This is a genomic window from Ureibacillus sinduriensis BLB-1 = JCM 15800 (assembly GCF_000772955.1).
GTDB classification, from domain to species: Bacteria; Bacillota; Bacilli; order Bacillales_A; family Planococcaceae; genus Ureibacillus; species Ureibacillus sinduriensis.
This window is the reverse complement of sequence record NZ_JPVO01000029.1, coordinates 1-22799: the sequence shown is the minus strand read 5'-3', so window position 1 is coordinate 22799 and position 22799 is coordinate 1. Positions and strand designations below refer to the sequence as shown.

Below are 22799 nucleotides of genomic sequence, written 5' to 3'. Positions count from 1 at the left end.
CCAAAAGTTAGTTTTTTTACTCTAACTTTTGGGGTGCAGTACCTTCTGGAACATGAATGAGGCCCTTTCTTTATAAATAGAGCCTTAGTAATGTGTAATGCTTTCTAAAAGGTCAATGATGGATGGGGGGAAGAATTGATTTTAGACAAAGAACTGCATATTCGACTTATGAACTATGGTGATTTTGATTTAATGGTAAAATGGCTGAATGACCAGAGGGTGCTGGAATTTTATGAAGAACCGCCTTCAAATTTAGATAGAGTGATAAATAAATACGGTCCAAGGATAGAAGGTAAACACTATGTTACTCCTTGTATAGTTGAATACAATAATGAATCAATTGGTTATATACAATATTATGAGATTCAAGAAACTGAGTTGAAAAAGTACGGCTACCTAGAAAACCATAATATCTATGGACTAGATCAATTTATAGGAGAACCTGAACTATGGGGTAAAGGGTTAGGAACCAAAATGATACAAATGATGTTGGATTTCCTTTGGATGAAAGGTGCCTCCAAGGTTTTATTAGAGGTGAAAAGTAGTAATGTCAGAGCAATATCGAGCTATAAAAAATGTGGTTTTAAGAGAATCAAAGATCTTAACAACAATCTACTTTTAATGGAATGGAAAGCAAAATAGTTAAAAACTTATTATTAAGCTAACGAGAGCCTTATCTTAAACAATCGTGCGCAATTCCTGTAGAGAATGGTACCTTTTTCAGCAATCAGATCATATCAGAATAACGTTGAATAACCAGTTTGGATATTTATGCTAAAATGGGAAGAGGGGTTTGGAATTATATGGTTATATTTATTTAATAAATACAAAATAATATTTTTTCTTGGAGGATTAGTATGGATCACACATCGCCAGCCGACATCTTTTTTCTTTTCACTTTTTTACCTATAATTTTTTATTTAGTTCTTATCGTTTTGGCGTTCTATTTTGTAATTAAAGTAGTTAAGTTCACGAAAGAAAAAACAAAATTAGATAAAGATAGAAACGAAAGACTTACTGAAATTATTAAAATTCTGAATCAAGATAAAAGCATGAAATAATAAAGATTTATCCTTAATTCAGCGATTTTTCATTAAGAAGATCTCGTTTTCCTGATCTACTATAAAACTTTAATCAAAGGGGTTTATGCTGATGCCCACGATACCAGAATCGATACAGCCCTCGATCGTTTATGTTACCACCGCTTATTTTTATTGTTTATTCCTATTTATTTTTTTTAGAATTATCGTTTTTAATTTTGCTCTAAAAAACATTAAACGCCCACTTAGTATCGCTTACGATATTTCTCTTTTCGTCATTACATCTATTTGGTTGCTTTATCTGCACTTACAAGACTTCATTTATTACAGTTTCGATTCCACTATATTATTTTTTGCTGGTTCAGCCTATATCGTTTCCATATTCGATTTCATATACAATTATTTTTCATATAAAAAAGTAAAATCAGTGAATAACTAATGGATTTTATTCTTATTGATTGGTGCTTTAGCTGAACAATGATGTCCGACAATCAGTCGCTTCCTTGGAATAAGGGAAGTACTTCATTAAAGAGCTAAATTGCGGCGTAACCATTTTAATTAAAAATCTACTACCTACACTAAAGATTTTAAAAAACTCATTCTTAAGTATGAAATTTTTTCCAAATAAAATTTGATATATTTAAATCAAGAAGAGTTATTAAACGAAGTGTTCTATGAAAAGCGTAGTTTAGTAGACTTATATATGTCCGGAACAAAGCTCTGATAGAAACATTGGCATTCTGTTTTACATAATATTTAAAGCTGTGATAGTAAATAGGCAAACGAAAAAATTAAAATTAGGGAGTTTGGTTCGTGATGAATTATTATGTTTGTGAAACGTGTGGAGTTCAATATGAAAAATCTATTGTTGAACCAAGTGAATGTAAGATCTGTACCGAAGAGAGACAATACGTTAGTGTAAACGGGCAAAAATGGACAACATTAGATGATTTAGTGGCGTCTGGTCAGTATAAAAATGTGATTACTATAGAAGAAGCTGGGTTACATAGTATTAAAACGGTACCTACTTTCGGTATCGGACAGACTGCTTACTTAGTTCAGCATAGCCATTTTAATTTGTTATGGGATTGTATTACCTATATTGATGCGGAAACTATTACTACTATTAAAGAATTAGGTGGTATTCATGCAATTGCATTATCTCATCCGCATTACTACTCTAGCCAAGTGGAGTGGGCAGAAGCATTTGACGCACCAATCTATATTCATGAAGATGATAAAGAATGGGTAACGAGACCAAGTGAGCATATCGTCTTTTGGACAGGCGAAGAATTGGTTTTAAAAGAAGGGATCGTATTACATCGGGTAGGAGGGCATTTTAAAGGAGCCACAGTTTTAGAATGGCAAAATAATAAAAAAGAGGGCACCTTATTTGTTGGAGATATCATTCGTGTAGTGGCAGATCGCAAATGGGTAACTTTTATGTATAGTTATCCAAACTTTATTCCATTGCCAACGAATGTTGTGAAACGAATTGCAAGTCAAATGGATTCTATTAACTTCGAAAAGTTAATTGACGCATTCCATCGAGTAATAGAAAAGGATGCTAAAGAACGTCTTCAAATTTCGGCAGCCCGATACATTGCAGCGTTAGAAAATAAACTTTTTGAAACATAAATATTAATTGTTTTGAAAGGTGGCAGTCACAAGGAGACAACTGGTTTTACCTATTCTCTTTACCTTGAGGTCCTTATAATTTTCGTAAAATTCACTTTTGTTAAATTATTTTACAGTATAATAAAAGGCTAGTTACACTAAAATTATATAAGGAGTTTAACAATGGAAAGTGGGACTTATATGATAAGCATCGCAATAAAATAGCGAAACAAATAACTCGAGGAGATGAAATGTCTTCAGACGAGTTTCATTTAGTAGTACACGTGTGTATATTTAATTCAAAAGGAGAAATGCTTATTCAGCAACGTCAACCTTTTAAGAAAGGATGGTCCAATCTTTGGGATATTACTTGTGGTGGTAGTGCTATTGCAGGCGACACAAGTCAGCAAGCTGCTTCAAGAGAGTTATTAGAGGAGTTAGGGATTCATTATAACTTCGAAGAAATGCGTCCACAATTTACTATTAGTTTTGACCGTGGATTTGATGATTATTACCTCATTGAAAATGACTTTAATTTGAACGAATTGACGTTGCAAACTGAAGAGGTACAAGCAGTGAAGTGGGCTTCTAAAGAGGAAATTTTAAAGCTAATCGAACTAAAAAAATTTATACCTTATTATGAAAGTATAATCGCGTTTCTTTTTGAAGGACGACATCAATATGGCTCCATTCGTCTTTAAACGGAACGTGCAAAGAATTTAACGTCCTTTATCTGGAACAAAAATTAACTTTGTTCTCTAAACTCTTTTTGTTTTTTAAGACATACCTTTTTGCATTTGTTAAAGCAAACAATTAAAAAGGAGGAAGAGGATTTGAGTGAAAACAAACGAGATAAGATTTACATTCAAAAAAAGGTTCAAGGCTTATATAGAAAGATAAAACACCAGCGTAGTGAAGATATGGACCATATGAATGATTACAATGATGATATGGTTGATCTGAATGATACGAAAAATAGTGAAATTGGTAAAACCTTTGTGGAGATATGTGTTGTATTAGGGATTTTAGTTCTTGTACTGAATGCACTTATTAAAGATTTCTAAATTGTTTTACTGGTATTTTGACGAAAGAAATTGTAAAAGTGTACTTAAAATAATGGGGAACATAGATGGAAATCAATCTTCAACATATCGGGTGGGATTCTTATCGTTTATGACAAATCTCTTAATACTAATGAAACAAAGCAGGCCATTCCTGTATAACACTTAATAACAAATTCCATTGCTGTTTCAAGATAGAGAAGGTTGTGAAGCAATGGCTTAAAATAAGATAGGCAGGTTCGTTGAAGAACATATTTTTTAAAAAAATATTAAAAAGAACACAATAACCCCCATCTTATCTTAAACATAGCTGAGAATATATTGTGTTCTTATTTGATTATGGATATGACGCATCTTTTTACGACTAACCCTATAAAAACCCCAGGGAGGACAAATGTCAATGGTAAGAAAACTGGCCCGAATAATACACCGAAAATTGTCATTTTTGCAGAATAAATTGTACCGATAGTAACTAAATAAGCTGAAAATACGAATGGAAGAAAAGAAAATGGGTCTTTTCCTCCACCCGCATCTTTAAACGCGTCCCACATCGAAAAAAAGTATAAGCATGGATAAAACATAAGCCACTGATAGTTGGCTTCATTGATAGCAGAAGGAATATCCCCTTGAAAGCTTAAAAGGATTACCGTGTTTAAGTTAGATTGTACATTTATCAAGAGTTCTAAAAAGATTAAAGTTATACCTTTTACATACCTTTGATTCAAAAGTTGCCCAAATCCCGGTAAGGCTAATGACCAGAGCAATTTTTCAATTGAACTTTTGTTCACACCTTTAACCTGCTCTCCGTGATACTTTAGCACACTATTCCTTTGCTAATCCTTTATGGTTTGGAATTTGTGGAGGCTGTTCCATCCATTCGTTTTTAATCATAAGGTTAATACCATCCTTGGCATATTGGGCACTTTCTGCTGTTAGACGAACATATGATGTAGAGATATCATTTCGTAAACTTGCCGCTGAAGCTGTTGCGTAGTTTGAAATACTGGATTGTATTAACATTGATGTATGGAACATGATAAATTTGTCCGAGAAGGGTGAGATAGTAGAGTCTGTTACTTCAAGATCCCAGGGCATTGGGGCAGGAAGGTTATCACCCGTTAACAGTGATGCAAAAACTTGAATATGTTTCTTTGCTATCTCTGAACCTCTGTAACAATATTCACGAACTTTCTTTGACTTTGCTACTTGGGAAAGACCGGCCAAAAGGATTTCCCCCACTGTATTGGCTTCAATATTTGCTTCAATATGAGTAATCTCTATGACATTTAAAGGTCTGTTATTTAAATTTAATACGCCACCTAAATAACTTTTCTTGTCGATAAAATCAATTTCATTAGAAGTTGAGACATAAGGAGGTTTTACAAATAACCCCTTTGATAACAAAATGTTAGCGGTGTTATTATAAAGTTGCGTGGAAGTTTGTATAGCTTGACTTAAGAAATCACGTACACCGGGCTGTGCGGCAGTGGCCAAAGCCACACCATAAACTGATAAACTAATCTTAGCCATATTTTTAAGATAATATAGATAAAATGCATCAGAATATAGACGCGGAGCTGTTGGACTTACATCTTCATTCGTAAAACCAACCGGAATTCGCCGATCATCTTTCTTTAGTATTTCTTCGCTCATCTCTAAGTTTTTTTGTGATACATCGAGTGCACATTCCAAAACAGACTTAATATCTTCATCATCAACATTTGCCAGGAAGTATTGTAGGACACAAATTGAAAAACTGTTGTTCACACAACTACTCCAAATTACCGAAATTTCAGAAGCTGTTAATCTTGAATTTAAATCTCCCTGCATATAATCCCTCCAGAAATCAGATAACTTATTATTTGATAATCAGTAAAAATGTATACATGATAAAAATAAAAATTAAAGATTTCATATGTGGTTCCTATCTCAAAAGTAATGAAACTAAAAGAAATCTGTTCGAAAAGCGGTTTTTTTTAGCTTTATTAAATACGCCTATAGGAAATAGCAAATCTTAAAAATTAAACTTGTAAGCCAAACAGAGCTTAAGCTGAATAAGATTTCCCCCAATAAAGCGTCTTTGCCTCATTAGAAATCCATCTTTATTCCTGATATGGCCAGCTAGTTTACGTAGCTTGACCTTGGAGTGCACTCCAATGATAGGATATTCTTGGGAGGGATGCAGTAATGCACATTAAGGAATTTGCTTCAAAGTACAAATTAACGACCGATACTGTCCGGTATTATGAAAAAGAAGGGATGCTATTGCCGACTCGGCTACAAAATGGCTATCGTTTTTATGATGAAACATGTGAAAAAAATATTAAGTTTATACTTGTCCTGAAGCAATTAAAGTTTTCATTGCAGGAAATTAAAATGTTGTTGTTATTGGGCAATAGAGAAATTTCCAGTGAGTGCAATGCGGATTCGGTTAACTTGTTCCACAACAAAATCTCGAATCTGGAAACAAGAATCGATTTTTTCACCATGGCCGTTCAAGCGCTGCAAACAGTAGTTGGTTTACTGGAGGACATGAAATATTATGAAAACAAAGATACGTTTGAACGACTAGTAGAAGAAATGTATCAAAAGTTGGAAGGAGGCATGACAGAGGATGTCCCTTCGTAAATTGATATCTATCGAATACGCTATTGGATTTATTATTTGCCTTTTATTCTACATACACCTGGAGTACTCCATTCTGCTATTTATACTGCTGTTATTAGTTCCCGACATTACCATGCTCGGCTATCTTTTTAACAATAAAATAGGTGCTATTGTTTATAACTTCGGGCATAGTTTAATTGTCCCTGCGATTTTACTCGTATTGGCGTTTCTTACTGAATCTTCCAGCCTATTGATGCTTGTCATTATCTGGCTAGCCCATATTTATTTAGATCGTTCGATGGGTTTCGGACTAAAGTACAACAATGCTTTCAAGGAAACGCATCTGCAGAAAATTGATTGAGTGGTGTTCCAATTTTTTTGGAAAATGCCTTAGTTCAAAGATTGTAAAATAAAAAAGCATTCCGGAAGTTCACCAAACTTGTGGAATGCTTTTTTATTTTTCTTACGTATTAAAATTTGCGTAATGTATTCCGATATAAAGTACCTACAAATAGTATCTCTAGTAAAATAGGCTTTTCTATGTATAAAGATAGTAGGCTTATATATATGTAGAAAAAGGGATAAATCCCAGTTCGACAAAAAACTACAAGTCATTTATAATGTAATAGTAATATAATAGCGTGAGATTAGTACTAAATTTCATAACTGAAAAAGGCAAACTTACTGAAAGGTGAGGACGCAAAACTACGAGTCTAAAATCCTCCTGGATAATGATAGTCGGGTCGCCAAAAATAATCATAAAACATTATTTGGCTATCCTTCTGCAACTTTCGGGATAGCTTTTTTATTACGCATTAGAAATGAAAAATACAAACAATATCAATAAAGTAAGCAACTAAACGCAAAGGAGTTTATAAGATGATCGTCGTAGACAAAAAGAAGTACAAAATGGCCATTAATGAAGGGGCCAAGCAAGTTCAAGTACAGGTAAGAGGGTTGATGAGAGAGGAAGATGCAGAAGGTTATATGGTCGATTTGCAAGAAACCATCAATAAAGTGAACCGACGCGAGTATACGTTTGTTGTCGATGGCACGCACCAAACACCTGTACCGTCGAAGGTTGTTCCGCAGTTGGAGCAAACGATGCAATTTTACTCGAGCCTGGGCTTCAAAGATGTCCTGGTCGTAAAACCTTCATCCAAAATTGCGCAAGTGCAAATCCGGAATGCCCTTCAACGTATCGATTTCACGGGCACTTTCATCGACAAAGCAAGTCAATCAATTTAAAGAAATAATAGATAAGCCAATTACATTAAACTTTGAAAGGAAGATCATCAGTGCAAACAACACAAGAGTTATATACATATGAAATTATAACGAAGGAACAACCGGACATGGTTCAGAAAGCGGCTGAGTGCCTTGCCCGTACATTCATCGGGGTGGATGTTTCGGAAAAATGGGTTCAGGAACCGATGGTGGGCGAATTAAATCTTCGTTATGAAGATTTCTATCAGTTTACGAAGGAATATTTGGACGCAACGGTTGATCAGGGATATTGCGCAGTCGCCCTGGATATCGACAACAATGTTTTGGGTGTTCTAGCCGGCGATACAAATGCCCCGGAGATTATCGGGGAAGATGTTTTTGAAGGTTCATTCTATGATATGAATGTCATTTTGCATGTTCTCGAGGATGTAGATAAGCGTTTCATGGAAGATTACAAAAAGCGGTACGGAAAAGACATCGAAAATGGGGAGTTTTTGCACCTATTCATGCTGGGAGTGATAGCTGAACATGACCGTCATGAAATTATCCAGCAACTTGGGAATCGATTGATTGAAAAGGCCTCGGCACAAGGGTTGAAGGCGGTTTTAGGAGAAGCGACAAACCCGAAATCGTTGCGGGTGATGGAAAAATATCATCAGATGAAAAAGTATATCGATTCAGAAGGAAATTATATTGTTCATAAATATCAGGAAAACGACAAGTTGAATGGCATTCCTGAAAGCATAGCTGATGGAACATATATAATTATCAGAGAACTGTAAACTAATAAAATATTCATAATTGCGGAATTCAATAATCAATAGGAGTTAGGGGAACAATTCAATATGGAAGCTATTTTGATAGGAATTATTGTGATTTTACTGGGGGTTTCAGTGTATTTTGCTTACAGGTACTTTTCACTAAAACGCCATCCACAATTTAACAAAGAAATCATGAGTGCAATGAAAGAAATATCGGCAGGGAACATGATAGACAAAATTGATGGAAAAAGTGCGGATAATACTGCTTTTAACCAACTGATTACATTTTTAGGCGACGTAAGGGAAAAGTTTTTCTCATTTTCAAAAAATGTACAAGATAAAGGGGTAAACCTCGCGGAAATCGGTGAATATGCCTCCGAGAAAGCGGATATTGTCCGAGCGGCGATTGACGAAGTAGGCAGAGGGTTGGAGAAGCAATTGATCGCTACAGAAGAAAGCGCCGCATCGATGGAAGAAATGTCCCATGCCATCGATGATTTATCCGTGAGATCAAGCCAAATTTCGGAACAATCGAACGCGACGTTGGAAATGACGGAAGAAGGAAACGAGAAACTGAAAAACTCCTTGGTGAAAATGGAGCAGTTTAATCATACGGTCAATACAACATTTGATGCAATCAATACTCTTGGGGAAAAGTCCCGCGAAATCGGTTTGATTGTAAAAGTGATTACGGAAATTTCTGAACAAATTAATTTATTGGCGTTGAATGCGGCGATTGAAGCTGCCCGTGCCGGTGAACATGGTAAAGGCTTCGCGGTTGTGGCAGATGAAGTCCGGAAATTGGCTGAACAAACACGTCAATCTTCGTCCGAAGTTTCAAATATCGTGAAAAACATACAAGAAGAAACCGAAATCGTTGTGAAGTCCATGAAACAAGGGACTGAAGAATTCAGCGATACAAACAATACGATTGTCGAAGTTGGGGACATGTTCGAAAAAATCCTGGCTACGACAAAAATCATTGCCGAGAACAATGAAAATTCCTCAGCAAGTACGGAAGAATTATCATCTGCAACTCAGCAAATAATGGCAACAATTGTGGAAATCGCGGCAATCTCCCGCGAATCTGTTGAAATGTTCGAAGAACTGATCGAAATCAATGATGACGAGTTGTTGACGATGCAAAAACTTGTTCAGGAAGCAAAAAAACTTATCGAACTTAAAGATGGTGTAAACCTATTTGCCTTGAATCATGAGGAAACGGTAAAAAGCTAAAGTGGTTCAAATGCCAAGCTCATGGTAGCGGGCTATATAAATAAAGGGGCTTCCCATAGGTTGATTCAACTTGTGGGAAGTTTTATTTTTATGCGGGCAAACCTGTCCAAATGAAAATAGGCAGAGTATTTACCTGTAAAAAATAGTAAAATATGTTTGAGATACACGAAGAAATTTATAAAGGCATGGCCATAATCATCAAGGAGGTAACAACATGAAGGAAATACAAAAATTATTTCCTAGTATGGATGGGAATGACGTTCAAAGAGAAGAATTGCTATCCTACTTTAAAACGATTTTAACGGAAATCGATGAATTGAAAGATCCGGACAAGCTGACGCTTGGAGAAATGCCTGACTATACGGAGGATTACTACAACCGTGTCATTCAAAAGGCTGCTATCCCTGAAGCAGGTGTGCCCATGGAGAAAGTGGTTCAACAGCTTCTAACATTGGTGGAAGGACATCGGTACGTCAATCGAAACTACGTCGCCAATGCAGCGCCCCTTCCGAATATCGCCAGTATTATCGGCAATTTAGTCATGGTGCTGGTCAATGGAAATAATCTATGGGATGTGGAGGGGCCGGCAGCGGCGACGGCGGAAGTCGAAGTAACGGCTATGCTGTCCAAACTGATCGGCTACGATGAAAACATCAGTGCGGGATACACAACATGGGGAGGGCAAGGGGCTGTCTTCAACTCACTGAGACTTGCCATTGCCCGTTACGCACCATCTTCCAACCAAAAGGGGATACCGCAAAATCTTTATTGCTTCTGTTCTGAGCTCTCACACTACAGTCTCTATAAATCTGTAGAGGCATCGGGGCTTGGTGTGGAAAACTTGATTCGCGTAAAAGCGAATGCCGATCATTCCATGAACCTGGAAGATTTGCAAGAAAAGATCGAGCAGGTGATTGCTAATGGAGGAGTTCCACTTTATATCCTTGCCACAATGGGAACGACGGACACATTCGGGGTGGATGACATTAAGGGAATTAAAAGCATTGCCGATGACGTCGAACACACTTATGGCACATACCCGATCTATATCCATGCAGACTCTGCGATGGGAGGGATGTATACATTCTTTAATCATTACAATTTCGAGAGCAATCCACTGCAATTCGAGGAAGATGTGATGGAAGTATTGAAATCCTACCAAAAGAAATTTGAACAGATCAAGCTGGCGGATAGTATGGTCTTTGACTTCCATAAACTAGGACAAACTCCATATATAACGAGCCTGTTTTTAATTAAAAATAGGGAAAACTTGAAATATGTCGACTTGGATGCAGAAGAAACGCCATATGTAGGGAACAGAGGATATGGCAGCTATCATACAGGCTATACGCTCGAATGCTCGCGGATGGGAAGTGCCTTGTCCATTTATGCTTCCTTACTGGCTTTCGGAATCGAAGGTTATCAGGAACTATTGGCCAACTATATTCGCGTCAATCTTAAATTCAGGGAGACGTTAACGAAGGAAATATCGAATGTGGCGGTCACAAATGACGTTTCACCGATAACGACATTCCGTTTTTACCCTGGTAAGAATAAATGGGATGAGGAATTGAACGGACGCTTGACCGTGGAAGAAGTGACGGAAAATAACCAATTTAATGACGACTTAGCAGAAATCCTCGGCATCGATCGAGATACTGTTTTTTATGGCAATACGAGAAAACAGCGCCTTGTCGATACAACAAACGGGAATAACCGCATATCCCTATATGCACATAAATTTTTCGCGATATCGCCATACTCGACAGTTGAAGAGGTCGTCCGTTATGTTGGATTCCTGAAAGAACACTTGGAATTTTTTATGAAAACAAGAAGCGGTGAGCATCTATTGGTAAAATCCTAAAAATACGCTTGGTAGGCATGCAATACTAGTTGAAGAAAGGTGCTTTTCTCATTTCAGAAAAGCACCTTTTTTATAAGTAACAATGAAATAAGAGGAGATAAAGGGTGATCCGATTTTCTTCCCTAATGTTAAATGAGCTAATAGATAACGCCTGGTCTCTTATCCAAGCCTTCGATCATCATCTGAATGTGAGTAGGGTGCCTTTTCCAACAATCACTGAATTATCCCAGTACTCTTTAAATCAGCATGAACCTTCAATTTAATTTCCGCATTTTTGTATGCTTCATTCCATTCTTCGGCACTCATGCGTTTGTTATGCAAAATGCGCGAATTATAATCAACTCCGAAACCGAGAGGATCCGCCCCAATATTCATCATTTCAGTCAAAAAATCGGTGAAAAATTTTTCCCCTTCCGCTTCAAACAGTCGGCTGTAGTAGGATAAATCTTCCGTTTTCAATTGATTTTTCGATTCCGATATATAGCCGACTAAACTTGTATCCATGTCCAGTTCGATTTTATTGTTCTTTTTGACAATTACTTTGAATTTGGAGTTGATCGAATCAATTCTTGCTACAAATTGTTGTCCTTCTCTTTTGGTGGAAAGATCGGCAACTGATGCATTCATGGAAAGTATATTGAATGTTTGGGTATAGAGCGATGAGAGTTCATACGGTTCTTTTTTATTGACCAGTACATAAGCCTTATTGATTTCAAAGTGCTTTTTTTTCTTTTTTCCTTCGATAATCGGCAATACCGGATCGATTCCGTCCTCTGTCAGTCTTCTTCTGAAATCGAACAAAAAAGTCGTTACGATATATTGGCTTTCTGTTCCGATATCCTCAAAGTAGTTGAATAAAGCGGGGTAAGCTGCATTTTCCCCTTGAGAAACCATTTTGACTATTTCTTCTGCAGACGGCCTTCCAACCGCAATCCAGGAGATCATTTGGATATCCGGTCTTCTTAACAAGAAATCCAATATTTCACTTACTTTCTGTTCCTTTAGAAGCTCTTCTCCTATGACAATCAGCTTCGAATGTCCAAATTCCAGTTCTTTGTCTGAATAGCTTTCGAGCATGCGGATGGCTTCAGACAATGTCTCGCCATTTTGCGAAAGATAAGCATATTCGGGTTCCGGGGACTGTTTGAAAGAACTGGTTGGTACGTATAATTTCAAAGTGATTTTGTATGGCTTGTCTTCGTCATCCGATTTGTCGATGCCGATTATCGAGACAAATACGTTTTTATCGATATCCTTAAATTCACAACCGGCAAGCAAGGTGATGATGGGTACTAGTAGGAGGAGGAATAACTTAGTATTCTTTTGCTTGTCTGGCATTTTTCATCCTCCTTTTTATAAAGAAAAGCAAAATGGTTATTAGCGAGAAGAAGAAAATTAAAGAGTCATAAAATAGGCCCGAAATGCGGAATAATTGATATTCGTTAAGTTCGCGCAAAAAATATAAAGAAATACCTATAAAAAAAGGAAGCGGTATAACTGTACCGACTGTAAGTCCTCTAAATTTGATTTTTTCCAAATGGAATACAAATTTTAAAAATTCCATTGATACATGCCAATGAATCAAGATGCTTAAGAAGGCGATTCCGAGATAGAACAGTATAAACACAAAGAGAACCCGTTCAATTATAAAAAATTCCATCCTTATAGAATCACTTGTTGAAATCCATGGGTAAACGAGTTCATCAATGTTCTCGAAACCGTGAAAGCCTATCGGGATAAAGTAAGTCGTAAATAAAGTCATCGTCGAGATAACACCGATCAACGCGGCATGCTTCCATTTGAAGCTTTGTTTTTCTGTAAAGAAGCGGTTAAATATAAATAGATTGACAACCCCGAGAAACAAGAATAAACAGGCCCCGAACGAATTGAGATTGGGCATCTGGTTCACATATAGAGCCGCATCCTTTACAAAGTCCCAATTTAAATTATCGCTCGTATAGGCCTTGTAAAAAATAAAGATGGTTAATGGAAATGTAATCAGTGTCACTAGCTCAATCGTATATAATACACGTTCACTTCTCATCAGGCAGCCGAAGATAACAGAAAGAATGATGGTCGAACCAATTTGGATAATGGGCATTTCGGGCGTTACAAACCGGATTAGGAGGAAGGCGAAAGTTACCAGTGTTATCAGTCCGGCGATGAACCATACCAAGGCCAAAAGCAAGATGAATGGATTGTAAAACCATTTGGCAGTCGTCTTTTTTAGTAAATCCGGCAGGGTCATACCGGGGAACGCATTAAAAAAACGTGTGTAAATGGTTATGAGAATAGTTCCGATTATCGCCGCCAGTATCATGGAAGACACGGATCCTTGTTTATGGAATTGCAAGAGAATGGCCGGGACGGAAGCAATAACATTGGCTACCATATTGATCAAGATCAAGTAGTAATAATATCGGCTCATGCTTTCCCCTCCGAACGTTTCTTGTTTTTCGATACAGTATATAATTTCAAGTAAGGTTCCCCGAAACTATCCAGATTGACCAAATACATAATCAAGGCGAAAAATCCAAGCACCAAACCCGCCAAACCAAATAAACTTGTCACCAGTATCAATAATAAGCGTAACACCCTTATGGAAAACGCCATTTCATTGACCGGGATGACAAAGGTGGATATCGCCACCGCCGATACGATAATGACCATGATATTGGAGGCAAGAGACGCTTCCGTCACGGCGGTTCCCAAAATCAGTCCTCCAACGGTAGTCGCTGTGGCACTGACTGCCTTGGGAAGACGGATACTCGCTTCCAGTAATAATTCCATAAAAAACAGCATAAATAGCACTTCGATAAAAGAAGAGAATGGTACGCCCACCCGGCTTCCAGCCACCGTCAGAGCCAGTTCGGTCCGGAATACCTCCGGAGTATAGGAGGTAGCCCCGACGTAGAGGGAAGGAAGAAGAAGGCTAAGAATCAATCCGGCATACCGGAGAATTCTTAGAAAGAATGAAATCAAGACGGTATGATAATTATCTTCCATCGTCGTCATGAAATCGAAAAAAACTACCGGTGTCGCCACCGCTTGCGGGTTGCCATCAACCAATAAGACCACCTTGCCGCCAGCCAAATTGTAGATGATCCGGTCCGGTCGTTCAGTCATGATCATTTGTGGAAAGAGCGAGAATTTCTTATCATTTAAATAATTATTCAATTGAGTCGTCGAGGTAATGACCTGCTTATCGACTTTCTGAAGTCTTGTTCGAATGATATCCAACACATCACTCTTAACCTTCTCTTGATCGTAAATGATCGCGACTTTTTGTTGATTCACTTCACCTTTATCAAGATATTCAATGGATAAAGAAGACTGGTGATAGTTGGTCCGGATCAGGTTGATGTTCGTCATGAGATTATCGCTTAAGGCCAATTGGGAACCATGGATCGTCGTCTCGACATTCGTTTGATTGACTTTATCGTTGTTTGATAACCTGAAATCAAGCAAATAGAGTTCGTCTTGAATGAATGCGAGGACGTTGCCGTTCAAAAGTTCTTGCCTTATTTGTTCTTTTGATTGAACTTCCTGAAACTGCGGCAGTGCCTGCACATATAAACGAAGTTGTTCTTCGGATTTCATGTCGAAGAAGGGTGTGATGATTAAATTCTGAAGCATGTCGGAATCAACAACCGATTTCAAATAAAATAACAAGATATGTTTATTTTCATAGTCCAAGTTTTTTTGGATGAATTCATTCGTAGGTTTCAGCTGTTCGTTAATCCACTTAATCGTTTCCATTGAAGACATGTATATTCCCCGATCTTCTAGTAAGGATACTATTTAGCATATCCAATAATTGTGCGTTGATTCATAAAATAGCAACGGAACCATATCGTTTTGCAACAATATAAATGTTTATACCGTTCGCTGGGAGATCGCCACAGGGCACTTTATTTAAGGTAAAATGAAAAGAAGAATATCTGCATAAAAAGGGGAATCGCATTGGATGAAATTGAGAGCAATCTATATTGGTGATGTCAGATTTGACGAATGCCCAGTTTTTGAACTAAATGAGGAAACAAATTATTTTGAAATGTTGAACGACAAGGAAATGAGATATGAAAGACAATGCGTGGAAGAAGATGAGGACTTCCTGATTTTCAAAGTGGAAAATGATGTGGCAACTTTAATCAAAGGATAAATCCTTTATCTGGAAATCGGCAGAGTCACTGGTCTCCATTAGTTTTGACGGTGAAATCGTCCTTCCATCTGCACCCGTTACGACAATACCTGAAGGGGATGAAGAAAGATTACAAATACCCCTTGGCAATGTATACGATGGAACAGAGGTGCTGCTTTTGAATTCCGAAGTGTACGATTTGTTTGATTAATTAATTCATGAGAAGGATGACGAAATCCTTTCGAATGGTGTTATTGGCAGACCTCTATAAATTTCCCATTATTCAACTAGATACACGGCTTAGAAAGGACACCACACTACCACTAGGTATCCTTCGATATCTTTTCGTTAAAGTTGAGTAAATTAATGGAAAAGACATAAACATATCTAACTAGATTATATATAAATTACCGGGGAATAGAATAAGTGTTCCAGCAATACTTACTAAAGGAGGAATTATCATGGCGGAAGATATCAAAAAAGTAGAGAACCAGTTAAAGGACCTATCGCAAGCGGAAAAGGATCAAATCCTGGAAAGTTTCACGGACTTTAAAAACTACTTAAGCGAGCAAGTTTCCAAAGGCGAAAAATTAGGCTTAAGTGAAGAAATGCTTGCCAAAGCAGCTGTAAAAGTTGCGGATTATCTTGCAAAATCGGAAGAACCTCGCAATAGTGAAGAAAAAGTATTGAAGGAACTATGGAAAGCGGCGGAAGATGGGCAGGAAAAAAATGCAATCGCTCACGCCCTTCTACGAATGGTACAAAAATAGGTATCAACTAGTTTAAATGAAAAATCGAAAAAACCATCCCTTCTCCAAGTACGTGATACTTTGGAGAGGAGATGGTTTTTTTACTATATCTGAACTCATTCAATGAAGTATGGCACTCAATAACCCTGATGCGACAAAGGATTTCCAAATTTGAGCCCGGATGGTGACAGTAGAAGTGGCAATCAACGCAGATTTGTCTTAATAGAGCCTGGATGGTGACAGAACAATTGGCTAAGAACGAAGATTTGTCTTAATAGAGCCCGGATGGTGACAAAAAAAGTGGCTATCAATGCAGATTTGTCTTAATAGAGCCCCGATGGAGACAGTAGAAGTGGCTATCAATGCGGATTTGTCTTAATAGAGCCCCGATGGAGACAGCAGAAGTGGCTATCAATGCAGATTTGTCTCAATAGAGCTCGGATGGTGACAGAATAATTGGCTAAGAACGAAGATTTGTCTTAATAGAGCCCCGATGGAGACAGTAGAAGTGGCTATCAATGCGGATTTGTCTTAATAGAGCTCGGATGGTGACAGAATAATTGGCTATGAACGCAGTTTTGTCTCAATGGAGCCCGGATGGTGACAAATTAATTGGCTATCAAGGCAGATTTGTCTCGATAGAGCTCGGATGGTGACAGAACAATTGGCTAAGAACGAAGATTTGTCTTAATAGAGCCCGGATGGTGACAGTAGAAGTGGCTATGAACGAAGATTTGTCTCGATAGAGTCCGGATGGTGACAGAACAAGTGGCTATGAAAGCAGATATGTCTCAATAGAGCCCAGATGGTGACAGAACAATTGGCTATGAAAGCAGATTTGTCTCAAAAGAGCCCAGATAGTGACAGAACAAGTGGCTATCAACGCAGATTTGACCCAAAAGAGCCCGCAAAGTGACAAAACAACTGGCATGAACGCAAATTTGTTCAGTAGGATCGCATAAGTAGTCCTTCTTTTTGTAGATATCTTTGATTTATGCTCCCCTGCAACTAAAAGATACATATCGCGTCTTTTCTGTGGACTGGGGTTTCGAAATATTGTAGGAGGTGCATCTGTGAAGAAAATACTCTATATCGCGTTATTAATAGCGATTGTCGTCTTGTTTGTTGGTTACTTTGGGAACCGGGCGAGTCAGGATACGGTGCTAAGTAAGGATATCCACGCTTTGTTGGAGCAAGGGGCAAAGCAAATTGATTTAACCACGATGACGGATTTCGAATGGGATGCGGTCAGCGCATTCGGCCCCTATACAACAAATGAAATCATCGAGGATGCAATGGGTATTCAATTCAAGGGGGATAGTGGCGGTATTGAAGTAATCGAGAACCGCTTTTTATTAGTATTTGCCGATGGGAAACAGGCAGTGAAAACAGTTGTCCTCTCAAGGGAATATGGGGATTATGCAATCAAAAATAATAAGTTGTTGTTTGTTCAATAGTGTTGAAACGATAGTAGGGCACATCTCCTTGAAGGAGGTGTGCCTATTTTCAACTATTACACAGAAAATCGATCTCCCAACTCAAAGGAAATCTACTTTTTGGCATTTATTTATTCCTTTGATTAATTTCCAGGAAAAGGTTGACTATTCAGTTGAACTGTATTAAATTAAATATAAAGTTGAACTATATAGTCGAACTGAATAGAGGTGGAACAATGAAACATAAATTACTGCCGTTGTCTGAAACGATGCATTATATTTTATTGGCACTGCGTGAACCGCTCCATGGCTATGCCGCAATGCAAAAGATAGAAGAAATGAGCAAAGGGTCGGTCATTTTGGCGGCTGGTACATTGTATGGTGCGATTGAGAACTTGAATAAACATGGCTGGATTGAATGTGTTGGTGATGCGGGACGGAGAAAAATTTATGAGATCACGGCAGAAGGTAGAGACATCTTGAAAGTGGAGCAGGAAAGGCTATCGCATATTTTATCATTGTATGAAGGAAGTGAGCCAAATGAAGAAGTTTAATTTATTTTTCAATATTGAAAAAGAGGAGCAATGGCTGAACGGGCAATTGCAAAAAGGCTATCGCTGTACAAATATTAGCGGATGGGGAATCTACAGTTTCGAAAAAACGGACAAAAGATACGTGATGCGACTCGATTATCAAGAGCATTTATCAAAAAATCAGTTCGAAGAATACAAAGGGATCTATGAAGATTTTGGATGGCACTATATAAAAGGGGGCTGGCTGGGCGGATTGCGATACTGGCAAAAAGAAGAAGACGGTCAAGACGAACTCTTTTCGGACCGCCAATCAAAGGGCAGTTACTATAACCGGTTAATGGGATATTCCCTTATGTTGGGCATGCTGTGTTTGTTTTTTTCCTTCATGCTCTATAAAGATACGGGATTTTCGGAGTTATACTTTAAAGGTCTTTGGGATATGGAAGGTTCATTGTTCTGGAAGGCATTTTTATTTGAAACTCCATTTGTCCTCCTGAAGTTGTCCCCTGCGATTCTCGTTGTCGTTTTCAGCAGCACTTACTATAAAGCTTATCGAAAGTATACAATGCTGAAAGAGAAATAAACGCTGGGAAGAGACGGTTGATTTTGATAGGGGAACCACTTAATTCTTTAAGGCAATGTTTTATCCTCATCATTCATTCTTTAAGAGTTTGAGGGCAAAATTACCAATCTGGTGATTGGAACCATTCTTTGAAAAGTTACAGCACCAGCTCATGGATTAAAACTTGAAGGGGAGGCGGCGATGAAATGACACTAATAACTCCAAAATGTATGAAGTGCGATAAAGAAATCCAAGGGGATGAAGAAGTGTTTATACAAATGCGCTATCCGAAACGAAAAGGTTTTACGGAAATCAAAGCTTTTTTGAATCTGGAAGGCAAATTTATTTGTAAAGACTGTTCAAAGGAAATGAAAATTTAAGATATAGATGGCGCAATTCCTCGAAAGAAATTGTGCCATTTTCGGTTATATGGCCTGATTGCAGAATAAGCAGCAATTTGAACCGAGGATAAGAGATACCGATTTTCTTTTCACAAATCCAATTGACATTACCGTAGCGTAATACCTTAGTTTAAATAACAGAGATTCTAAAACTATTTGCGAAAAAAGGTGATTTAAATGGGTATGAGCTATAAAGTAATCGACACATTCAATCAATACGAGGAATTACTGGGGATTACAAGTTTGGAGGAAAGAAAAAATTATTTTCGGTATACAATGATGAAACCATTAAACGAGATGTGGAATTTCATCAATGTTCCCATGAAAGCGAAACAAGAAAATGGGTATGATGTGATAATGGCTACAAAAATGCTTGGTTATGCAGATGTTGCCGACAGTGGACTGATCCAAAAGGGGTTAAGCATCTTAAGAGAAAATAATGCCTATACGGTAGCGGATAATACGATTAAAAATTGCATAGCACAAGCTAGTGAGCGGGGATTGAAAGTAAACGCGGAGGAAGTAAAGTTGGGATTGTATATTGCCGATCCAGATAAGTTGAAGCGGCAGATGGGCTATACAGGGTTCGGAGGGATTCCTGGGTTCATTACGGTAAATATCTATCCCAATGATTATAATTTACCGAAACTTCCCGCAGTCATTGCTCATGAGTTTCACCATAACATTCGTTTTTCTTATTTTGAATGGGATCATGGGAACGTGACAGTCGGAGATTATCTAGTTATAGAAGGTTTGGCCGAGTCCTTTGCACAGGAATTATACGGCATGGAGCAACTAGGGCCTTGGGTTAACGGCATGGATAAAGAAGAATTGGCGTATTCAACGGAAGTGATTGGTGAAGCCCTTGACGTAAAGGGGTTTGCAGAAGTGAGCAGCTATATGTTTGGTGATGAAATCGCATCACAAGAGGGTTATCAACCTGTAGGGCTTCCTTTCTGCGCCGGCTATGCAGTTGGCTACGAGGCTGTTCAGTCCTACATGCAAAAGCACAATAAGACAATCTATGAAGCAACTTTGGCTACCACTGATGAAATAATCCATGGATGTGGCTTGTTTACAAAGTAAAATTGAAAGTATTTCCAAGAATCAGGGCCGATTCTTGTAGAGGAATTGTGCCTTTCCGTTCTGATTGTTGAATTCCAAATTTAGGAAAAATGGATAATCGTTTTGTTAACAATGGTGAGTAGGCAGGTTTTAAACATCTCTTGGTAGAAGATATAAGGGTGTGAAATCTAAATAAGTAGGCGATATCATGCTAGTCACTCCGTTAGGCAATATTAAAGTATATGTCAATAATGAGGGAGTTGATTTTACTGCTATAAAGTTAGTTAATGATTTACATTTTCCTAATTCGGATATAAAAGGCAGGTTCTTAATCCAGTATGAATACCGAAATGATTATAAGCATCAAGAAATTACATGCTGTATACCTTCACTTAATGTAGAGGGTGTCATTGAGAGTGGTGAAAGGCTTGAAGCAATATCTTTTTACAAAAAAGATATAAAACTCACAATTGGAGTAGATTGGGAATTTACAGATTATCCAGAGTATATAGACTTTAGTGGAGATTATTTAAATAATGGGATTCAATATGTAACATTTCATAATACGGCAGATAGGAAGTTTAGTTTCGGAGTTTGTTGGATTCAACCGTGTACAGAAGAAAATGATATTCAAACTTGGTTTGGAGCAGATCCAAGTTTTATGTAGAAATCCGCAAGCCTCTAAAGAATTTATGAAAAATTGTTCTCAAAGTGAATTATAATCTTCAACAATCAGGCGCTTTCCTTGAATAAGAAGGAAAGGGTCTTTTTCAGTTAAAGGGTTAGATTGTTGAAGAAGTAAATACTTATTTTAAGAGAATGTTTCAGTTAAAAAGAACACCTATTATAAAATAGATGCTCTTTTTATTAGTTTATTCTTTCTCCATATTTATTATAAATATGGATAGTAATAGAACTTTCCTTTACAAGTAAATTTGAAGATAACTTTTCTTGAAAAATAATATTTAATTTATTTTCCATTTCTTTAAAAAAATCATTAGATTCTTGTCCATTAAAAAAAGTGTTAACCTCAATAATTAGCTGCTGAGCTGAATCAGTTATACCTATATCTCCAATTTGATTTTGATAAGCTTCATATAAACTATCGTGTACTGTTTTGGTAATTTCGTAACGTAAATCCATTTCGTCTTTGGCTTTTTCATTAAAGAATTGGTCAAGTTTATTTTTTTCTACTATAACTGAGTAATTTTTAAACGATGTTGTTTTAATTATATTTTTAACAAGTGATTCAACTTCGTCTTTTACTGAATCGTAGTATTCTTGACTTCCGTTAATCGGTATAATGATTTCGTTTATTGTATAGTTAGGGTTTGAGGCAGTTTTAAATGCACCTATATCATATATTTCATATAACTCATTTTGAAGACTTTCAAATAAATTACTTGTTTCTTTATCTGATGGGCGATTAACAGTTTCTGCTTGAGGTTGATTTATAAAGGTGAAAATACCTGCTAAAATAAATGAAAAGACAACAATTAAAATAAATTTCTTCATAATACCTCCTATATATTAATAGGCAGTATATGTAATTTTTGAAAATAATAGTACTCTAATTAAAGGGAATTTTAGGAGCATACGAATGTCATTCTTATTCCACAATCAGGCGCTTTCCTTGAATATGAAGGAAAGGGTCTTTTTCGGTTATAGGGCCAGATTGTTGAATAACAACTTAAAAGGAGAATGGGTAGTTATGTTGAAATATAGATAAGAGCGTACAACTATAGTGTAGTGATAGTGCTGTAAGAATATAAGAAATTACGTTAATTATAAATAATTCTTATAGGGGGTAAATATGGATATAAAGATTCATAGTGATTATGCAGTTGCAAATATCGATGAGATGAAGGAAGTGTATGCTTCTGTAGGGTGGACGAAGCATACAAATGAGGTAATCAGGCAAGTATTTGAAGCGAGTAATGTCATAGCATTGGTTACAGTCGATGGTAAAATAATTGGTATTGGTAGAGGAATCACAGATGGTGTTTTTAATGCAGCCATTTATGACGTAGTGGTTCATCGAGATTTTCAAAGACAAGGAATAGCTAAAAAAATTATGGATTTTTTACTCAATAAGCTAAGTAATGTTTCGTGTGTACATTTAATATCAACAACCGGTAATGAAGGGTTTTATCGAAAACTAGGATTTAAAAAGCTGAAAACTGGAATGGGAAGGTATTTAAATCCTATGCTAAGTGATGAATACTTAGAGTAGTTTTCCTTGTTCAACAACCATGCGCCATTCTGTAATAAGATTCAGCGCTCGTTTGTTTTCCATTAAGGGCCAAATTGTTGAACAAAGAAGGGTTTTCAAAAGTAAATTGAAACAGTTTTGATACTTTTATTAGAATTAGGGGTCGTGTATTGCTATTACATCATATATCTGTTATGATAATAAAGAATTATTTTTGTTCTTTCTCAGATTGAGAATAGAATTTTGTTTTTCGTCTAAGGTATTTGAGCAGGGATAGTAACACAATG

General features: G+C 37.1%; 26 protein-coding genes and 1 riboswitch. Of the genes, 20 read left to right on the top strand and 6 right to left on the bottom strand.

From position 1 onward, the window contains the following. Positions 1–135 precede the first annotated feature (135 nt). The 5 genes from CD33_RS00905 to CD33_RS00885 all read left to right on the top strand — a co-directional run bounded on the left by CD33_RS00905 (position 136) and on the right by CD33_RS00885 (position 3721). Positions 136–642, top strand: a complete 507-nt coding sequence (locus tag CD33_RS00905; RefSeq protein ID WP_036197245.1) for a GNAT family N-acetyltransferase — start codon at positions 136–138, stop codon at positions 640–642. 215 nt (positions 643–857) lie between these two features. Next, positions 858–1061, top strand: a complete 204-nt coding sequence (locus tag CD33_RS00900; protein WP_036197243.1) for a hypothetical protein — start codon at positions 858–860, stop codon at positions 1059–1061. Between the two features lie 795 nt (positions 1062–1856). Continuing rightward, on the top strand, positions 1857–2678 hold the full coding sequence (locus CD33_RS00895; protein ID WP_036197242.1) for an MBL fold metallo-hydrolase: 822 nt from the start codon (positions 1857–1859) through the stop codon (positions 2676–2678). Between the two features lie 230 nt (positions 2679–2908). Continuing rightward, positions 2909–3358, top strand: coding sequence for an NUDIX hydrolase (locus tag CD33_RS00890; RefSeq protein WP_084591213.1), 450 nt, complete (start codon positions 2909–2911; stop codon positions 3356–3358). 132 nt (positions 3359–3490) lie between these two features. Next, positions 3491–3721 (top strand): hypothetical protein, encoded by a 231-nt coding sequence (locus tag CD33_RS00885; RefSeq protein WP_036197241.1) that lies wholly within the window; start codon positions 3491–3493, stop codon positions 3719–3721. Positions 3722–4047: 326 nt separating this feature from the next. On the opposite strand, the gene CD33_RS00880 is transcribed toward CD33_RS00885, so the two are convergent. Both CD33_RS00880 and CD33_RS00875 read right to left on the bottom strand, forming a co-directional pair. Further along, positions 4048–4506 carry a hypothetical protein gene (locus tag CD33_RS00880; protein ID WP_036197252.1) on the bottom strand — a complete coding sequence of 153 codons (459 nt, stop codon included), beginning with the start codon at positions 4504–4506 and terminating at the stop codon, positions 4048–4050. 34 nt (positions 4507–4540) lie between these two features. After that, positions 4541–5548, bottom strand: a complete 1008-nt coding sequence (locus CD33_RS00875; protein WP_036197240.1) for a DUF3231 family protein — start codon at positions 5546–5548, stop codon at positions 4541–4543. A 357-nt stretch (positions 5549–5905) separates the two neighbouring features. Here CD33_RS00875 and CD33_RS00870 point away from each other — a divergent pair, with 357 nt between their 5' ends. The 6 genes from CD33_RS00870 (at position 5906) to CD33_RS00845 (ending at position 11413) form a co-directional block, all read left to right on the top strand. Beyond that, entirely contained in the window at positions 5906–6346 is a 441-nt protein-coding gene (locus CD33_RS00870) for a MerR family transcriptional regulator (RefSeq protein ID WP_036197237.1), read from the top strand. Continuing rightward, positions 6333–6686, top strand: a complete 354-nt coding sequence (locus CD33_RS00865) for a DUF4260 domain-containing protein (RefSeq protein ID WP_036197236.1) — start codon at positions 6333–6335, stop codon at positions 6684–6686. The genes CD33_RS00870 and CD33_RS00865 overlap by 14 nt, the downstream gene beginning before the upstream one ends. 303 nt (positions 6687–6989) lie before the next feature. Beyond that, positions 6990–7076: riboswitch (cyclic di-GMP riboswitch) on the top strand. A gap of 128 nt (positions 7077–7204) precedes the next feature. Continuing rightward, the gene (locus CD33_RS00860) at positions 7205–7573 is read left to right on the top strand and encodes a hypothetical protein (protein WP_036197234.1); all 369 of its coding nucleotides are present in this window, start codon (positions 7205–7207) and stop codon (positions 7571–7573) included. 50 nt (positions 7574–7623) lie between these two features. Next, positions 7624–8334 (top strand): hypothetical protein, encoded by a 711-nt coding sequence (locus tag CD33_RS00855; protein WP_036197233.1) that lies wholly within the window; start codon positions 7624–7626, stop codon positions 8332–8334. A 63-nt stretch (positions 8335–8397) separates the two neighbouring features. After that, positions 8398–9549, top strand: coding sequence for a methyl-accepting chemotaxis protein (locus tag CD33_RS00850; RefSeq protein WP_052129868.1), 1152 nt, complete (start codon positions 8398–8400; stop codon positions 9547–9549). A 214-nt stretch (positions 9550–9763) separates the two neighbouring features. Further along, positions 9764–11413 carry a pyridoxal phosphate-dependent decarboxylase family protein gene (locus CD33_RS00845; RefSeq protein ID WP_036197231.1) on the top strand — a complete coding sequence of 550 codons (1650 nt, stop codon included), beginning with the start codon at positions 9764–9766 and terminating at the stop codon, positions 11411–11413. 213 nt (positions 11414–11626) lie between these two features. Here the strand turns inward: CD33_RS00845 and CD33_RS00840 are convergent, their stop codons facing one another. The 3 genes from CD33_RS00840 to CD33_RS00830 are packed head-to-tail and all read right to left on the bottom strand — an operon-like array spanning position 11627 to position 15181. Next, complete coding sequence (locus CD33_RS00840; RefSeq protein ID WP_036197230.1) at positions 11627–12751, bottom strand: Ger(x)C family spore germination protein; 1125 nt, start codon at positions 12749–12751, stop codon at positions 11627–11629. Then, positions 12726–13841 (bottom strand): GerAB/ArcD/ProY family transporter, encoded by a 1116-nt coding sequence (locus CD33_RS00835; RefSeq protein WP_036197227.1) that lies wholly within the window; start codon positions 13839–13841, stop codon positions 12726–12728. Before CD33_RS00835 ends, CD33_RS00840 begins: the two co-directional genes overlap by 26 nt. After that, positions 13838–15181 carry a spore germination protein gene (locus CD33_RS00830; protein ID WP_036197224.1) on the bottom strand — a complete coding sequence of 448 codons (1344 nt, stop codon included), beginning with the start codon at positions 15179–15181 and terminating at the stop codon, positions 13838–13840. The genes CD33_RS00835 and CD33_RS00830 overlap by 4 nt, the downstream gene beginning before the upstream one ends. A gap of 199 nt (positions 15182–15380) precedes the next feature. On the opposite strand from CD33_RS00830, the gene CD33_RS00825 reads away from it, so the two are divergent. The 8 genes from CD33_RS00825 (at position 15381) to CD33_RS19325 (ending at position 20967) form a co-directional block, all read left to right on the top strand. Beyond that, complete coding sequence (locus tag CD33_RS00825; RefSeq protein WP_036197222.1) at positions 15381–15575, top strand: hypothetical protein; 195 nt, start codon at positions 15381–15383, stop codon at positions 15573–15575. Between the two features lie 440 nt (positions 15576–16015). Further along, a complete protein-coding gene (locus CD33_RS00820; protein WP_036197220.1) occupies positions 16016–16324 on the top strand; it encodes a DUF3243 family protein in 309 nt (102 codons plus the stop codon). Positions 16325–17376: 1052 nt separating this feature from the next. Continuing rightward, positions 17377–17760, top strand: a complete 384-nt coding sequence (locus tag CD33_RS00815; protein ID WP_036197218.1) for a hypothetical protein — start codon at positions 17377–17379, stop codon at positions 17758–17760. A 215-nt stretch (positions 17761–17975) separates the two neighbouring features. Continuing rightward, entirely contained in the window at positions 17976–18293 is a 318-nt protein-coding gene (locus tag CD33_RS00810) for a PadR family transcriptional regulator (protein WP_036197217.1), read from the top strand. Next, complete coding sequence (locus CD33_RS00805) at positions 18280–18855, top strand: DUF2812 domain-containing protein (protein ID WP_036197215.1); 576 nt, start codon at positions 18280–18282, stop codon at positions 18853–18855. Before CD33_RS00810 ends, CD33_RS00805 begins: the two co-directional genes overlap by 14 nt. A gap of 185 nt (positions 18856–19040) precedes the next feature. Further along, the gene (locus tag CD33_RS00800; RefSeq protein ID WP_036197214.1) at positions 19041–19214 is read left to right on the top strand and encodes a hypothetical protein; all 174 of its coding nucleotides are present in this window, start codon (positions 19041–19043) and stop codon (positions 19212–19214) included. A gap of 204 nt (positions 19215–19418) precedes the next feature. Next, positions 19419–20321, top strand: a complete 903-nt coding sequence (locus CD33_RS00795; RefSeq protein WP_036197247.1) for a DUF2268 domain-containing putative Zn-dependent protease — start codon at positions 19419–19421, stop codon at positions 20319–20321. Between the two features lie 187 nt (positions 20322–20508). Further along, positions 20509–20967, top strand: coding sequence for a hypothetical protein (locus CD33_RS19325; RefSeq protein WP_052129865.1), 459 nt, complete (start codon positions 20509–20511; stop codon positions 20965–20967). Positions 20968–21167: 200 nt separating this feature from the next. Here CD33_RS19325 and CD33_RS00785 read toward each other — a convergent pair whose 3' ends face one another. Further along, positions 21168–21815, bottom strand: coding sequence for a hypothetical protein (locus CD33_RS00785; RefSeq protein WP_036197211.1), 648 nt, complete (start codon positions 21813–21815; stop codon positions 21168–21170). A gap of 298 nt (positions 21816–22113) precedes the next feature. Here CD33_RS00785 and CD33_RS00780 point away from each other — a divergent pair, with 298 nt between their 5' ends. Next, positions 22114–22533, top strand: a complete 420-nt coding sequence (locus CD33_RS00780) for a GNAT family N-acetyltransferase (protein ID WP_036197210.1) — start codon at positions 22114–22116, stop codon at positions 22531–22533. The last annotated feature ends 266 nt before the right edge of the window (positions 22534–22799 follow it).